This window comes from Bacillus sp. FSL K6-1012 (assembly GCF_037964915.1).
Lineage (GTDB): Bacteria > Bacillota > Bacilli > Bacillales > Bacillaceae > Bacillus > Bacillus halotolerans.
In genome coordinates, this window is the sequence record NZ_CP150175.1 from 1,255,244 (window position 1) to 1,271,337 (window position 16,094).

The following is a 16,094-nucleotide window of genomic DNA, read 5'->3' on the forward strand; positions in this document are numbered from 1 at the left end:
CACCTTGCCTATACTGTGGACAACAGTTTTTATAAAGTGAGGGGTTAGAGATGTTATTTCTTCATGATGTGTGGGTCAATTGGTTTGAAGGGGAAGAAAATGGCTACAATGTATGCCACTTTCATGAATGGCGCAAGGAAGATACGGTTGAGCTTTTGGATCAGGTGCCTCTCTTAAGGGTGCCGTCAGTATTGTTTCATTACATAGAAAACGATTTGTCAGAGCTTCCAAAAGATTTGCTTGAAGAGGTTCATCAAAAATCGTACATTCGCAAAAATCATGAACGCACAAAGCTGGAGTATTGTTTTGTTGTGACGGACGGAATCGGCATTTTGGCTGTTGATACAATCGGCTACACGATCCCTGTCAGAAAAAGCCGCCTTATTCCGCGCCAGGAGCAGCTCGTGTATGAAATGGTGAAAGATGTAGAGCCGGAAACGTATGAATTTGAGCCGAAGAAGCTGGAGTCTTCAAAAGAATATCATATCTTATCATTGGCACCAGAGCACGTCAGAGGATTAACGAGAAAAGAGCGGCAAATTAAGCAGCTTATGTTTATGGCGCTGGATCAATTAAAAGGGCTGAAAAACCGTGCGGAGATTGGCTACTGGTACACAGAGTGGAACCCGCATATGTATGAACAAATCAAACGGATGAGCTTTGAAGAGATTTGGGACATGCTGTATAACGAAACCATTGAAGGCTGGTCGGACAAGCATTTGGCTTTTTGCGAAAACCTGATCAAAGGACAGCCTTTTTTCGAGAAGCTTTGGGAAATAGAAAATGAATCAAAGGTAAATTAAAAAAACCGCTCTTGCAAATCGCAAGAGCGGTCTTTTTGTTATCGTCTTTTTCGGCCGAGACCCATGGCATTTTCCATTTTTTTGAGCATTTTGTTTGCTGTCCGGTTCGCCCGCTCAGCGCCTTCATCAAGAATCCGGTCTAATTCTTCGGACTCAATCAGTTCATGATAACGGTCTTGAATTGGCTTCAATGCACCGACTACCACTTCTGCCAAATCACCTTTGAACTCGCCATAGCCTTTTCCTTCGTATTTCGCTTCAAGCTCTTCAATCGTCGTATTGCCGAGAATTGAATAAATCGTAAGAAGATTGGAAACGCCCGGTTTGTTTTCTTTGTCAAATTTTACAATACCTTCAGAATCTGTCACAGCGCTTTTGATTTTCTTTTCAAGCTGCTTTGGTTCGTCCAGCAATGTTATAAAAGATTTCTGGTTCGGATCAGATTTACTCATTTTCTTCAGCGGGTCAGTCAGAGACATGATCCGAGCGCCTACTTTTGGAATCTTGACTTCCGGAATTGTAAAGATGTCGTTATATTTTTTGTTAAATCGCTCTGCAAGGTTTCGGGTCAGCTCAAGATGCTGCTTTTGATCCTCGCCGACAGGCACAAGATCTGTTCCGTACAGCAGAATGTCTGCAGCCATCAGCGGCGGGTACGTTAACAGGCCCGAGACAACAGCTTCTTTGCCATTTGACTTGTCCTTAAATTGAGTCATTCGTTCAAGCTCACCAATATAAGCGACGCACTGCATCATCCAACCGGCCTGTGCATGTGCGGGAACCTCTGATTGAATAAACAGTGTTGCCTTTTCAGGGTCGAGACCGACAGCTAGATAAAGCGCAGCCAGACTGCGGATATTTTTTCTCAGCTGAAGCCGATCCTGAGGCACTGTGATCGCATGCTGGTCTACGATGCAAAAATAGCTGTTATAATCATGCTGCAGTTCGACAAACTGCTTCATTGCACCGATGTAGTTGCCGAGTGTAACGGAACCGCTTGGCTGGATGCCTGAAAAAATCGTCTGTTTCATTGGAAAATCAACCTCATTTCTTAGAACATAATAAAAAAGGCTCATTCTTCCCCTGTAAAAAAGGGACGAATGAACCGTGGTACCACCCTGATTATTCCATTAAAATGGAATCACTCTGACGTTTGTAACGGAGACTGCTCCGGCTGAGCCTACTTTTTGGTTCGGTCAGCTGCTCCAAAGTCCATTCCACATTGCCCGATATCTGCTCCCAGCACCGCAGACTCTCTTCAAACGGGTGAAATGTGTACTACTCTTTTTCATAGCAAGCTTTTCTTTTGATTGCTTCATTATAAATCAATTATAACCAATTGTCATCCTGAAAAAACGTTCTTTTTGCATGAAAATTGTAATGATATAAATAAAAGAACAGTTATAAATCGCCCAAATGATAACCGCTCTCAGCAGTTAAACAGCCAGATATTATATGTATAAAGCAATATGGATTGGAAACTCCTAAAATAGTTTTTAATCAATTTATGCTTTAAACGGCAGAAGGATATCGCGTTATTGGCAGAAAAACTAACGAAGTTTAAAAATTTTAAATTGATAAAATAATATTGCAATAAAGAATTTGTTTCATTATAATGAACTTGTTCACTCTATTGTTACAGCTTTTTTACAAAAATAATCAGAAAAGACGGAACAGAATAAAAGTTATGTAAACTTAGGTTCATTTGTCTGATATTTCTGAGGATTTAGCCGTAAGGAGCTGAAAAAATGATTATTAGGGGGTTTGTGGATATGAAAAAACGTTGGTCGATTGTCACGTTAATGCTCATTTTCACTCTCGTGCTGAGCGCATGCGGCTTTGGCGGCAGCGGTTCAAACGGTGATGGGAAAAAAGACAGCAAAGGGAAGACGACTCTTAACATTAATATTAAAACTGAGCCGTTCTCCTTACATCCCGGATTGGCAAATGACTCGGTATCAGGCGGGGTTATCCGTCAGACTTTTGAAGGATTGACACGTATTAATGCAGATGGTGAACCTGAAGAAGGCGCAGCTTCTAAAATTGAAACAAGCAAAGATGGAAAAACCTATACGTTTACGATTCGTGATGATGCCAAATGGTCAAACGGTGACCCTGTCACAGCGCAAGATTTTGAATATGCATGGAAATGGGCGCTTGATCCTAATAACGAATCACAATACGCTTACCAGCTCTACTACATAAAAGGTGCTGAGGCGGCAAATACCGGTAAAGGCAGCCTTGATGATGTGGCAGTAAAAGCTGAAAACGATAAGACATTAAAGGTTGAACTAAACAACCCGACTCCATACTTCACTGAATTAACAGCATTTTATACTTATATGCCGATTAACAAAAAAATTGCAGAGAAAAACAAAAAGTGGAACACAAATGCCGGAGACGATTATGTGTCAAACGGGCCATTTAAGATGACGGCATGGAAACACAGCGGATCTATCGATCTTGAAAAGAATGATCAATACTGGGATAAAGACAAAGTCAAACTGAAGAAAATCAATATGGTTATGATCAACAACAACAATACTGAACTTAAAAAATTCCAAGCTGGCGAACTTGATTGGGCTGGTTTGCCGCTCGGACAGCTTCCGACTGAATCGCTCCCTAGCTTGAAAAAAGACGGTTCTTTACATGTTGAGCCGATGGCAGGTGTGTATTGGTACAAATTCAATACTGAAGCGAAGCCGTTAGACAACGTCAATATCCGTAAAGCATTATCTTATGCGATTGACCGCCAATCGATTGTTAAAAACATTACACAGGGTGAACAAATCCCGGCAATGGCTGCGGTGCCGCCGACAATGAAGGGATTTGAAGATAACAAAGAAGGCTACTACAAAGACAACGATGTCAAAACGGCAAAAGAATACCTTGAAAAAGGCCTGAAAGAAATGGGCTTAAGCAAGGCATCTGACCTGCCGAAAATCAAATTGTCTTATAACACTGATGATGCACATGCAAAAATCGCTCAAGCAGTGCAAGAAATGTGGAAGAAAAATTTAGGCGTGGATGTAGAGCTTGATAACTCAGAATGGAATGTATATATTGATAAGCTTCACAGCCAAGATTATCAAATCGGCCGTATGGGCTGGCTTGGAGACTTCAACGATCCGATTAACTTCCTTGAGCTGTTCCGTGACAAAGACGGAGGAAATAACGATACCGGCTGGGAAAATCCAGAATTCAAAAAACTTCTGAACCAGTCACAAACTGAAACTGATCCAACTAAACGTGCTGAGCTGCTGAAAAAAGCAGAAGGTATTTTCATTGATGAAATGCCAGTAGCGCCAGTTTATTTTTATACGATTCCTTGGGTGCAAGACGAAAATCTGAAAGGAACCATCATTACTGGAACCGGAGAAATTTATTTCAGAAACTCGTACTTTCAATAAGTCTTATTTGTGAAAACAAAAACCTCAAGGTATATGGGGACCTATTTCCCATATACCTTTCTTACTGATGGATTGTAAAAATGTAAAAACCATGGAGGTGTTCCCCCTTGCTAAAATATATCGGAAGACGTTTAGTCTATATGATTATCACATTATTTGTGATTGTAACCGTGACATTCTTCTTAATGCAAGCAGCACCGGGCGGGCCATTTTCAGGTGAGAAAAAGCTTCCGCCTGAAATTGAAGCAAACTTAAATGCGCATTATGGCCTGGACAAGCCGCTGTTTGTACAATATGCGAGCTATTTGAAATCAGTTGCAATGTGGGATTTCGGACCGTCATTTAAATATAAAGGTCAGAGTGTTAACGACCTGATCAGTTCAGGTTTCCCCGTTTCATTCACTCTTGGAGCAGAAGCTATTCTCCTCGCTTTAGCGTTTGGTGTACTGTTTGGGGTGATTGCAGCCCTTTATCATAATAAATGGCAGGATTATACCGTCGCGATTTTAACGATCTTTGGTATTTCAGTTCCGAGCTTTATCATGGCGGCTGTGCTGCAATATGTGTTCTCCATGAAGCTTGAGCTGTTTCCGGTCGCGGGGTGGGAGTCCTGGTCATACACCTTTTTGCCTTCCATCGCACTTGCTTCCATGCCGATGGCGTTTATTGCCAGACTTTCCCGTTCAAGCATGATTGAAGTGTTAAACAGTGATTATATTCGTACAGCGAAAGCGAAAGGGCTGTCGCGTCCTGCAGTTACAGTGCGGCACGCCATCCGAAACGCGCTGTTGCCAGTCGTTACATATATGGGCCCTATGGCCGCTCAAGTTTTAACTGGAAGCTTTATCATTGAAACTATTTTTGGTATCCCGGGGCTTGGTTCACACTTCGTAAACAGTATTACAAACCGTGATTATACGGTCATTATGGGTGTAACGGTGTTCTTCAGTGTCATCCTGCTTTTATGTGTATTAATCGTAGACGTGTTATACGGCATTATTGATCCAAGAATCAAGCTTTCCAAAGCAAAGAAAGGAGCCTAGGCCATGCAGAACATTCCAAAAAACATGTTTGAACCAGCCGCAGCGAATGCCGGCGATGCTGAGAAAATAAGTAAAAAGAGCCTTTCCCTCTGGAAAGATGCGATGTTACGCTTCCGCAGCAATAAGCTTGCGATGGTCGGGCTTGTTATTATTGTTCTCATTATTCTCATGGCGATTTTTGCGCCTGTTTTCTCAAAATATGATTATTCGACTACCAATCTCTTAAATGCGGATAAGCCGCCTTCAAAGGATCACTGGTTCGGGACTGATGATCTAGGAAGGGACATTTTCGTCCGTACATGGGTAGGTGCGCGAATTTCAATCTTTATCGGTGTCGCAGCCGCTGTTCTTGACTTGCTGATCGGTGTTATTTGGGGCAGTATTTCAGGGTTCCGCGGAGGCAGAACAGATGAGATTATGATGCGTATCGCAGATATCCTTTGGGCTGTTCCTTCATTATTAATGGTTATCCTGCTGATGGTCGTTCTTCCGAAAGGGCTGTTAACGATTATTATTGCCATGACGATTACGGGCTGGATTAACATGGCCAGAATCGTTCGCGGACAAGTGCTGCAGCTGAAGAACCAGGAATACGTGCTTGCGTCGCAGACACTCGGGGCGAAAACATCCCGTTTGCTGTTTAAACATATCGTGCCGAACGCAATGGGCTCTATTTTAGTCACGATGACACTAACTGTTCCAACCGCGATTTTTACAGAAGCCTTTTTAAGCTATTTAGGACTTGGTGTTCCGGCTCCTCTTGCAAGCTGGGGAACGATGGCTTCTGACGGATTGCCTGCATTGACCTATTATCCGTGGCGTTTGTTTTTCCCTGCCGGTTTTATCTGCATTACGATGTTTGGTTTTAACGTTGTCGGCGACGGATTAAGAGACGCATTGGATCCTAAGTTACGTAAATAAGGGAGTGATACGGGTGACACGCCTATTAGAAGTAAAAGATTTAGCGATTTCATTTAAAACATACGGCGGAGAGGTCCAGGCGATCCGCGGAGTGAATTTCCATCTGAATAAAGGAGAAACATTGGCAATCGTCGGGGAGTCAGGCTCTGGAAAAAGTGTGACATCTCAAGCGATCATGAAGCTGATACCGATGCCTCCGGGTTATTTTAAACGCGGTGAGATTTTATTTGACGGCAAGGATTTAGTGCCGCTGTCCGAAAAAGAGATGCAAAATGTACGGGGGAAAGAGATCGGAATGATATTCCAGGATCCGATGACCTCTTTAAACCCGACAATGAAAGTCGGTAAACAAATTACGGAAGTGCTTTTTAAACACGAAAACATTTCAAAGGAAGCTGCGAAAAAACGTGCTGTTGAGCTGCTTGATTTAGTAGGTATCCCAATGCCGGAAAAACGGGTCAACCAATTTCCGCACGAGTTTTCAGGCGGGATGAGACAGCGTGTTGTCATTGCGATGGCACTTGCGGCGAATCCGAAGCTGTTAATTGCCGATGAGCCGACAACTGCTCTTGACGTGACCATCCAAGCGCAGATTCTTGAATTGATGAAAGAATTGCAAAAGAAAATTGACACGTCCATTATCTTTATCACTCACGATCTCGGTGTTGTGGCTAACGTAGCCGACAGAGTTGCCGTGATGTATGCGGGACAGATTGTAGAAACCGGTACGGTAGACGAGATTTTTTATGATCCGAGACATCCGTATACTTGGGGACTGCTGGCATCCATGCCGACACTTGACAGCTCAGGAGACGAACAGCTGACGGCAATCCCGGGCACGCCGCCTGATTTGACAAATCCTCCAAAGGGAGATGCCTTTGCGCTCCGGAGTCCATATGCGATGAAAATTGATTTTGAACAGGAGCCGCCAATGTTTAAGGTTTCCGATACTCATTATGTGAAATCGTGGCTGCTTCATCCTGATGCGCCAAAGGTAGAGCCGCCTGAAGCGGTAAAAGCGAAAATGCGGACGCTGGCGAATACGTATCAAAAACCTGTCTTAGTGAGAGAAGGTGAATAAATTGACGGAGAAACTATTAGAAATCAAACATTTAAAACAGCACTTTGTTACGCCGAGAGGAACGGTTAAAGCCGTAGATGACCTGTCGTTTGATATCTATAGGGGCGAAACATTAGGTCTGGTTGGTGAATCTGGCTGCGGTAAATCGACAACAGGCCGAAGTATCATTCGGCTGTACGAAGCAACTGATGGCGAGGTGCTGTTTAACGGTGAAAATGTTCACGGTAAAAAATCCCGCAAAAAGCTGCTTGAATTCAACCGCAAAATGCAAATGATTTTCCAGGACCCATATGCATCGCTGAATCCGAGAATGACAGTCGCAGATATTATTGCAGAAGGCCTCGACATTCATAAGCTGACGAAAACGAAGAAAGAGCGTATGCAGCGGGTTCATGAGCTCCTGAAAACAGTCGGTTTAAACAAGGAGCATGCCAACCGTTATCCGCATGAATTTTCCGGCGGACAGCGGCAAAGAATCGGGATCGCGAGAGCTCTTGCCGTTGATCCTGAATTTATTATCGCGGATGAACCGATTTCTGCATTGGATGTGTCTATTCAGGCACAAGTCGTGAACTTAATGAAAGAACTCCAAAAGGAAAAAGGACTCACCTACTTGTTTATCGCCCATGATTTATCAATGGTCAAATACATCAGCGACCGTATCGGAGTGATGTATTTCGGAAAGCTGGTTGAACTTGCGCCGGCAGATGAACTTTACGAAAACCCGCTACACCCGTATACAAAATCATTGCTTTCTGCCATTCCGCTTCCTGACCCGGATTATGAGAGAAATCGTGTCCGCCAGAAATACGATCCGTCCGTGCATCGGTTAAAGGATGGAGAAAAGATGGAATTCCGTGAAGTAAAACCAGGTCATTTTGTGATGTGTACGGAAGAAGAATTTAAAGCCTATTCATAAGTTGAAAATCCTTCAAAACAAATGTTTTGAAGGATTTTTTTATACAGGCTGATAGAAAGTAAGAGTCATATCTTTTACAATTAGAGGAAAAACGGAGGCGGACACTATTCAAATTATTCATCAGAAAAATGTCTTTGCGCTGCTTCTGTCGCAATCTCTGCAATCTTTAGCTGGAGTACTGGTGACAATCGTTTTAATGGTAAGGGTCTATCAAATGACCGATTCTGTCTTTTTTTCGGGTCTTATTTTATCATTCATGTCGTTTGCAAGTGTTGCGGCAAGCTTTTGCATTTCAGATGCACTCCATAAGCTTGGTTTTAAAAAGGTGCTTGCCGGTGCAAGTCTGCTGAGAGCGGTTTTTGCGATGCTAATCGCATACAGTGTCAGCCAAAACGGAATTTCCTCCTTGATCATGACGCTGCTGTTTGTTTTTTGTTTTTCATTTTCGGGCGCCTTTTTTCAGCCGGCAAGGTTCGCGCTGCTGCCTGTCATTGTTTCAAAAGAGCATTACGTGAAAGCGAACGGCGTGATTTCACTCGCTAATCAATTGTTTTTAACAGCTGGCTGGGGACTTGGAGGTTTTCTTACATATGCTGTATCTTTTGAGTTCGTTGTCGGCAGTGCCATATGCCTGTTTGTCTTTTCCGGAGCTTTCATCAGCCTGCTTCATGTGAACGATGAAGGAACGAAAAGAACAGCTGAAACAGCATCTGCCAGAAGTGTATGGAAGGATTTGATAACAACCCCGATTGTAAGAGACATCACTGTAATGGACATGATAGAAGCTCTTGCCGGCTCAGTTTGGTCATCTGCCATTCTTTTGGCTTTTACAGTGGCTGTTCTGCATGAAACAGAAGTGTGGTGGGGAATCTTTAACGCTTCTTATTTTATAGGTGCTATGATCGGCAGTGTCATCGCCATCCATTTTTCTGCATTTTTTGAGCGAAACATGGGGTATGCGATTATATTCAGCTCACTTGTAATGTCAGTGCTGACATTTTTCTTTGCGGTTTCTCCCTTGCCATTTTTATGCGCCCTGGCTTGCGCGGCGATGGGGCCTTTTTATCAGGTCAGAGATATTTGTCAGGAAACCGTATTGCAGGAGGTCATTCCGGCACATAAGCGCATCGGGATCATGGCTGCCAAAAACGCGCTGTTGACTCCTTGGTCTGGTGTTACTTATTCCATCATGGGACTGCTGGCTGATGCTGCTGGTGCAAAAACAGCTTTTATTTCGGCGGGTGTATTATATGGCATGACTTTTTTGATTGCGTTGGCACAGCCCGGCCTGAGTCGTTACAAACGGGAAAAACACGCGAATTGAGCATGACAAACATCTCCGGTGGAACGACGAATCGTCTTACTTGCCGAAAAAAAATGAAACCATGCGGAACGTTCGTACGTCTTTATAGATGTAAGGCTGTTTAAACAAGAAGAAATGGGGTATATCTAAAAGTATGAAGACAACGAACTCATAAGGAGCAAATCAATGAACTGGTACGAAAAGCTTAGCGAGTACTTTCCAATTGAAGAATTGAAATCAAAAGCGCATATGGAAGCTCTCTTGAGAGAGCGAAGCGATATTTATCATAAAGACGAAGGCAAGCATCATATTTTAATGTTTGCGGAATTTGAATCTTTTATCTTCGTTGATTATCTGTATGTGTCAAAAGATGCAAGAGGGCAGGGGCTTGGCGGCAAACTGATTGCCAAGCTGAAAAAGAAAAATAAGCCGATATTGCTTGAGGTGGAGCCTGTGGACGAAGATGATGCTGATACAGAAAAACGCCTGAGATTTTATCAAAGAGAGCATTTTAAGCATGCTCAGTCAATTGGGTACCGGCGCCGGTCATTGGCTACGAATGAAGTCAACAAGATGGAGATTCTGTACTGGTCACCGAAAACAGAATCAGAAGAAGAAATTCTTGAAGCCATGAAACAGACATATGAAAACATTCATACTTATAAAGATGAGAAATGGTACGGGGAATCATACGAAAAAACGGATGAAGTCCTGACACTCATTGATGAAGAAAAGCAAAAAAATATTTTCGATGAGTTAAGCTAATTGAGAATGCAAACACATGAATAAAATAAAAATTTGCTGGATTGACACATTTTTTTCTTAGGACACTGTTCACACTTACTTTTTTATAGTATAATACCTATAAAGATTCCTTTTTTAGAGTAATTTCAATTTAAGAATAAAATAGATGTTCATCCTACTAATTAGAGGAGTGAAGATGAATGGTTACATTATACACATCACCAAGCTGTACTTCATGCAGAAAGGCGAGAGCGTGGCTCGAGGAGCATGAGATTCCTTATGTAGAAAGAAACATTTTCTCTGAACCTTTATCAATTGATGAAATAAAACAAATCTTAAGAATGACTGAGGACGGAACAGATGAGATCATCTCAACCCGTTCAAAAGTATTCCAAAAATTGAATGTAAACGTTGAATCAATGCCGCTGCAAGACTTGTACCGCTTGATCAACGAGCACCCAGGTTTGCTTCGCCGCCCGATCATCATCGATGAAAAACGTTTGCAGGTCGGATACAACGAAGACGAAATCAGACGTTTCCTGCCAAGAAAAGTCCGCTCTTTCCAATTAAGAGAAGCACAGCGTTTGGCAAACTAATAGATCGCACGTTAAAAAGAAGGCTGAGACATCAGCCTTCTTTTATTTTTCAACCTGCTGATAATAAATGCTGGCAAGGATGACAAAGACGACGGTTAAAATGGGGAGAAGCGCTTCAACGGCGCCGTGCTGAGCCATAAAAAAAGACAGCTTTTTATCCCGGACAATCATTTCTCCGCCTGTATAAGCCAATAATCCGCTTCCCGCATAAATCAATAAAGGTATTTTCTCAAGCGCGATGTGGATAAGTTTGCTGCCCCAAATAATTACAGGCACCGATACACACAGACCAATCATAACGAGAGAAAGCTCACCGTGCGACGCTCCTGCGACAGCAATAACATTGTCCAGCGACATAAACAGGTCTGCGAGTACAATTGTTCGTATGGCTTTCCACAGAGAGGTGCTGCTTTTGACATGCTGGGCGTCTTTTTTTTCAATTAATAGCTGGTATCCCAAATATAGAAGGAAAATTCCTCCGGCGCATTGCAGGAAAGGAATATTCAAAAGATAAACCGCTGCGCTTGTTAATCCAATTCTCATCGCAACGGCGATAAATGTTCCGAGAATAATGGCTTGCTGTCTTTGCTTGTCCGGTAAATTTCGGCTGGCCATGGCGATCACGACTGCATTATCGCCGCCGAGGATCAGATCAATTCCGACGATAAGCAGCAGCGATATCAGATAGTCATGCTCCATGAATCGGCACCTCGCTTTCGTTCCATCGCTTGTACCACTAATATATGAAGCGGGACGCAATTTATGATAGCGGTGCGGAAGACAAGCCATTTTTTGGCCGAAGATGCATTTTTATTTCTTTTGTGACTGATTTATCATAAAATAGAAATACAAAGGAATTCACACTTGCCTTGGTTCAAGGTTAAGATGTGGACGGAATGGGTAAAGTGTAGTAAAGTACTATTAATCGGGAGCTTAGATGTCCCTTCAACATCTTATATAGAAGGGAAGGTTGGCAAATGGAAATTGAAAGAATTAACGAGCATACAGTAAAATTTTATATGTCTTATGGAGATATTGAAGATCGCGGTTTTGACAGAGAAGAAATTTGGTATAACCGTGAGCGCAGTGAAGAACTATTCTGGGAAGTTATGGATGAAGTTCATGAGGAAGAGGAATTCGCTGTTGAAGGTCCTCTTTGGATTCAAGTTCAGGCACTGGACAAAGGATTAGAAATTATCGTCACCAAAGCCCAGCTTTCCAAAGACGGACAAAAGCTCGAACTGCCGATTCCTGAGGATAAAAAGCAAGAACCAGCATCTGAGGATCTTGACGCCTTGCTGGATGATTTTCAAAAAGAAGAGCAAGAAGTCAATCAGGAAGAAAAGGAGCAAAAGCTTCAATTTGTCTTGCGGTTTGATGACTTCGAAGATGTAATTTCTCTATCTAAATTAAACGTTAACGGAAGTAAAACGACTTTATATTCGTTTGAGAACCGATATTATTTATATGTGGATTTTTACAATTTGACTGATGAAGAGGTTGAAAATCAGCTAAGCATCCTGTTGGAGTACGCGTCTGAATCCTCAATCAGCATACACCGTCTTGAAGAATACGGCAAGCTGGTTGTATCAGAGCACGCTCTTGAAACGATAAAAAAACACTTTGCATCATAGCAGACCGATTTCTTGCCGGAAATCGGTTTTTTTCTATTTCAAAACAACATATTGAAGCTGGAAAATCAAAAACATACATATAGGCAAAACATCAGCGAACAGGAGTTCATCGGTTATTTCCAGAAAGAGTTATGAATCTGGAAAGGAGAGATGACAATTGTTTAGTGCTGTGACAGAAGACGGCCAAGTGTTTCACCTCATAGGCAGGCAGAGGAGAGAACAATTAAAGCAGACCAGGTTTTTCTGCCCGGTGTGTGCAGAGGAGCTCGATGTGAAGTTGGGGTCTCAGAAAGCGCCGCATTTTGCCCATAAACAGAACAAGTCCTGCACGATAGACATAGAACCTGAGAGCGCCTATCACTTAGAAGGAAAACGGCAGCTTTATGTATGGCTGAAAACGCAAAAGGCTTCCCCGCTCTTAGAGCCGTACGTGAAAGAGATTAAACAAAGGCCCGACATCTTGGCAAAAGTAAAGGGGGATACGCTTGCAGTTGAATACCAATGCGCGACTCTCGCTCCAGATGTCTTTCAAAAAAGAACAGCCGGTTTCAAACAAGCAGGACTGATACCGCAGTGGATTCTTGGAGGCAGCCGCTTAAAACGGACATCATCATCCTTTTACCAGCTGTCCGCTTTCCATTGGCAGTTTATCAATGCCAGTCCGAACAGCGATCTGTTATGTTACTGCCCCGAAACACATTCTTTCCTGAGGCTCAGCCGCATGATCCCGTTTTACACAACCCATTTTTACTGCTCCGTCCAAACGATTCCAATCCGCCAGGCAGCGGCTGAAGATTTATTTTGCACTGAACCAGATTCTTCGTTTAAGCACTCAGATTGGACAGGAGCCATTCTCCGTTTTCGCCGCAAAACTCATCGCTTTCTCTCTAAAGATATGAATCGGATCAGGCTTCTGTTTTATGAAAAACGGCATACACCTCTCTCTTTTCTTCCGACAGAGGTGTTTGTTCCTGTAAAGAAAGGAGCTGTTTTTAAGAGCCCCGTTTTTGTATGGCAGGGCTATCTTTATCTGTTTATTACGGATCTTGGATATAAACATGCGCCCATTCGCTTTTCAGCCGTTTTGCAGCACTGCAAAATACACATTCATAAAAAGAACATTTTGCTAAGAGGCGTATACAGGGATCAGGATTTCATTGAGGCGGTTAAACAGTACATTGAGTTTTTGTGCAAGAAGGGATTTTTGAGGGAGACTCAGAAAGAAGTATATGTGCTGAATCAGCCCGCAAACCGCAGCCAATCATTACAGGATCTCATTGAAAAAGACAGAAGCTGTTTTATCGAATGAGTTTTCCTGATTTGGCTCACCCTAAGACAAAGGTGGTGGGCTGGTTGTGAGAAGCACAAAAGGAAAGGTTTTTCGTGTTTTTACTGCTTTTTTGGCATTCGTTCTCTTTATAACTGCATATGATTTGACAAATGGCAGTGAAAAACCGGAAGATATTCACAACACAAGTTTATTGAGAAACAACCGTTTTTTCAATTGGCTTGAATCAAAGAAAACGAGGGGGATCACCATGGCTGAGGAAAAAAAAGCTAATCAACTGCCTGACCGAAGCGAGGTAAAGGTAGAGGACACATGGAGACTAGAGGATATTTTTCCTAGTGATGAGGCCTGGAATAAAGAATTTCAAGCTGTCAAAGAATTAATACCGGATTTATCTAAGTATAAAGGCAAGCTGGCTGATTCAGCTGATCATTTATACGAAGCCCTTACTTACCAAGATAAGGTGATGGAGCGTTTGGGCAAACTTTACACATACGCGCATATGCGCTCAGACCAAGATACCGGGAACTCCTTTTATCAGGGGCTTAATGATAAGGCTGGAAATCTGTATACACAGGCCGCAAGCGCAACAGCCTATCTTGTTCCGGAGATTTTATCCATAGAGGAAGACAAACTGCAGCAGTTTATTCTTGAAAAAGAAGAGCTGAAGCTTTACTCACACGCGATTGAAGAAATCACAAAGGAACGCCCGCACGTGCTGAGCGAGAAGGAAGAAGCGCTGCTGGCTGAAGCTTCTGAGGTGCTGTCTTCGTCGTCAAATACGTTCAGCGTGTTAAATAATGCCGATATTACATTCCCATCTATTAAAGATGAAGAGGGAAATGAAAAACAGATCACTCACGGCAATTTTATTAATTTCTTAGAAAGCGAAAACCGCGAAGTCCGCAAAAATGCGTTCGACGCTGTATATAAAACATACGGCCAATATAAAAACACAATGGCGACTACCTTGAGCGGGACTGTGAAAAAAGACAACTTCTACGCAAGAATGAAAAAGTACAAATCAGCACGAGAAGCTGCGCTTTCTAACAACAGTATCCCTGAAGAGGTATACGACAATCTCGTCAAAACGATTAACAAGCATCTTCCGCTGCTGCATCGTTATATTGCACTGAGAAAGAAAGTGCTTGAGCTGGATGAAGTGCATATCTATGATCTGTATACACCGCTTGTGAAGGATGCGGGGATGAAGGTTACGTACGAACAAGCTAAAGATTATATGCTAAAGGGGCTTGCACCTTTAGGAGAAGAATACCGCTCTATCTTAAAAGAGGGGCTTGAAAACCGCTGGGTTGATGTTTATGAAAATAAAGGGAAACGCAACGGCGCTTACTCTTCTGGAACATACGGCACAAATCCGTATATTTTAATGAACTGGCATGATAACGTCAATAATCTCTTTACGCTGGTCCATGAGTTCGGCCACTCTGTTCACAGCTACTATACGAGAAAACACCAGCCATATCCTTACGGCAATTACAGCATCTTTGTCGCGGAAGTTGCCTCCACGACAAATGAAGCGCTGCTTGGTGAATATTTGCTGAACAATTTAGAGGACGAAAAACAGCGTTTATATATTCTCAACCATATGCTTGAGGGCTTTAGAGGAACCGTCTTCAGACAAACGATGTTTGCAGAATTTGAACATCTTATCCATATAAAAGCGCAAGAAGGAGAGCCGCTGACACCTGAGCTCCTGACCAATGTATATTATGATCTGAATAAAAAGTATTTCGGAAACGACATGGTGATTGATAAAGAAATCGGACTCGAATGGTCACGGATTCCGCATTTCTATTACAACTACTATGTATATCAGTATGCGACAGGGTACAGTGCGGCCCAGGCGTTAAGCAGCCAAATTTTGAAGGAAGGCAAGCCTGCGGTTGACCGTTATATTGACTTCCTGAAAGCGGGCAGCTCACAATATCCGATCGACATCCTGAAAAAAGCGGGCGTTGATATGACGTCTCCAGAACCGATTGAAGCTGCGTGCAAAATGTTTGAGGAAAAACTTGATGAGATGGAAGAACTGCTGTTAAAAGTAAAGCAGTCTTAAAAAAATTGCCTGTGCATAAATGATGCACAGGCTTTTTAAAATCCTTTAAAGGTTTTCCGATGGTTCAGGCGGTACAAGGTAAACAGAATAGAGAGAAACAGCAGAGGGGATGTAATGTAAAGAGGCAGCATATGCATCATAGCTAATAAATTTAAACAGAAAAAAACAACAATGCACACAATTGAGATCACATTAAACATCATGGCGATCCTCCTCGTCCTTGTTCCTTACAAGCATATGAATGAAATCTGTCAGTTATGTTTTGTGACAAA

At 42.6% G+C, this 16,094-nt stretch carries 16 protein-coding genes and 1 other annotated feature; of the genes, 13 read left to right on the forward strand and 3 right to left on the reverse strand.

All coding sequences use genetic code 11. The annotated features are described in order from the left end of the window. The first annotated feature begins 50 nt into the window (after positions 1-50). Positions 51-803: a YjbA family protein gene (locus tag NSS75_RS06445; protein ID WP_024120912.1), complete on the forward strand. Its 753-nt coding sequence runs from the start codon at positions 51-53 to the stop codon at positions 801-803. A gap of 38 nt (positions 804-841) precedes the next feature. Here the strand turns inward: NSS75_RS06445 and trpS are convergent, their stop codons facing one another. Next, a complete protein-coding gene (trpS, locus tag NSS75_RS06450; RefSeq protein WP_010333741.1) occupies positions 842-1,834 on the reverse strand; it encodes a tryptophan--tRNA ligase in 993 nt (330 codons plus the stop codon). Positions 1,835-1,892: 58 nt separating this feature from the next. Then, positions 1,893-2,104, reverse strand: a binding site (T-box leader). A 471-nt stretch (positions 2,105-2,575) separates the two neighbouring features. Between trpS and oppA the strand changes: the two genes are divergently transcribed. The 8 genes from oppA to spx all read left to right on the forward strand — a co-directional run bounded on the left by oppA (position 2,576) and on the right by spx (position 10,820). Next, positions 2,576-4,213, forward strand: a complete 1,638-nt coding sequence (gene oppA, locus NSS75_RS06455; RefSeq protein WP_024120913.1) for an oligopeptide ABC transporter substrate-binding protein OppA — start codon at positions 2,576-2,578, stop codon at positions 4,211-4,213. A 107-nt stretch (positions 4,214-4,320) separates the two neighbouring features. Then, positions 4,321-5,256 (forward strand): oligopeptide ABC transporter permease OppB, encoded by a 936-nt coding sequence (oppB, locus tag NSS75_RS06460; protein WP_024120914.1) that lies wholly within the window; start codon positions 4,321-4,323, stop codon positions 5,254-5,256. Positions 5,257-5,259: 3 nt separating this feature from the next. Further along, positions 5,260-6,177: an oligopeptide ABC transporter permease OppC gene (gene oppC / locus NSS75_RS06465; protein ID WP_024120915.1), complete on the forward strand. Its 918-nt coding sequence runs from the start codon at positions 5,260-5,262 to the stop codon at positions 6,175-6,177. 4 nt (positions 6,178-6,181) lie between these two features. Further along, the gene (oppD, locus tag NSS75_RS06470; RefSeq protein WP_268449908.1) at positions 6,182-7,258 is read left to right on the forward strand and encodes an oligopeptide ABC transporter ATP-binding protein OppD; all 1,077 of its coding nucleotides are present in this window, start codon (positions 6,182-6,184) and stop codon (positions 7,256-7,258) included. Between the two features lies 1 nt (position 7,259). Beyond that, positions 7,260-8,177: an oligopeptide ABC transporter ATP-binding protein OppF gene (oppF, locus tag NSS75_RS06475; RefSeq protein ID WP_268543207.1), complete on the forward strand. Its 918-nt coding sequence runs from the start codon at positions 7,260-7,262 to the stop codon at positions 8,175-8,177. A gap of 106 nt (positions 8,178-8,283) precedes the next feature. Further along, positions 8,284-9,501 (forward strand): MFS transporter, encoded by a 1,218-nt coding sequence (locus tag NSS75_RS06480; RefSeq protein ID WP_103672307.1) that lies wholly within the window; start codon positions 8,284-8,286, stop codon positions 9,499-9,501. Between the two features lie 165 nt (positions 9,502-9,666). Continuing rightward, complete coding sequence (locus NSS75_RS06485; protein WP_103672306.1) at positions 9,667-10,245, forward strand: GNAT family N-acetyltransferase; 579 nt, start codon at positions 9,667-9,669, stop codon at positions 10,243-10,245. 179 nt (positions 10,246-10,424) lie between these two features. Continuing rightward, positions 10,425-10,820: a transcriptional regulator Spx gene (gene spx, locus NSS75_RS06490; RefSeq protein WP_024120919.1), complete on the forward strand. Its 396-nt coding sequence runs from the start codon at positions 10,425-10,427 to the stop codon at positions 10,818-10,820. A gap of 42 nt (positions 10,821-10,862) precedes the next feature. Here spx and NSS75_RS06495 read toward each other — a convergent pair whose 3' ends face one another. Then, positions 10,863-11,519 (reverse strand): TerC family protein, encoded by a 657-nt coding sequence (locus tag NSS75_RS06495; RefSeq protein ID WP_044156385.1) that lies wholly within the window; start codon positions 11,517-11,519, stop codon positions 10,863-10,865. Positions 11,520-11,705: 186 nt separating this feature from the next. On the opposite strand from NSS75_RS06495, the gene NSS75_RS06500 reads away from it, so the two are divergent. The 4 genes from NSS75_RS06500 (at position 11,706) to pepF (ending at position 15,822) form a co-directional block, all read left to right on the forward strand. Then, positions 11,706-11,831, forward strand: a complete 126-nt coding sequence (locus tag NSS75_RS06500; protein ID WP_120698858.1) for a hypothetical protein — start codon at positions 11,706-11,708, stop codon at positions 11,829-11,831. After that, complete coding sequence (gene mecA, locus NSS75_RS06505; protein WP_024120921.1) at positions 11,798-12,454, forward strand: adaptor protein MecA; 657 nt, start codon at positions 11,798-11,800, stop codon at positions 12,452-12,454. The genes NSS75_RS06500 and mecA overlap by 34 nt, the downstream gene beginning before the upstream one ends. Before the next feature lie 157 nt (positions 12,455-12,611). Next, positions 12,612-13,763 (forward strand): competence protein CoiA family protein, encoded by a 1,152-nt coding sequence (locus tag NSS75_RS06510; protein ID WP_339236607.1) that lies wholly within the window; start codon positions 12,612-12,614, stop codon positions 13,761-13,763. A 229-nt stretch (positions 13,764-13,992) separates the two neighbouring features. Next, the gene (gene pepF / locus NSS75_RS06515; RefSeq protein WP_176471078.1) at positions 13,993-15,822 is read left to right on the forward strand and encodes an oligoendopeptidase F; all 1,830 of its coding nucleotides are present in this window, start codon (positions 13,993-13,995) and stop codon (positions 15,820-15,822) included. A 35-nt stretch (positions 15,823-15,857) separates the two neighbouring features. Here pepF and NSS75_RS06520 read toward each other — a convergent pair whose 3' ends face one another. Continuing rightward, positions 15,858-16,025, reverse strand: a complete 168-nt coding sequence (locus NSS75_RS06520) for a hypothetical protein (protein WP_024120925.1) — start codon at positions 16,023-16,025, stop codon at positions 15,858-15,860. Positions 16,026-16,094: the final 69 nt, after the last annotated feature.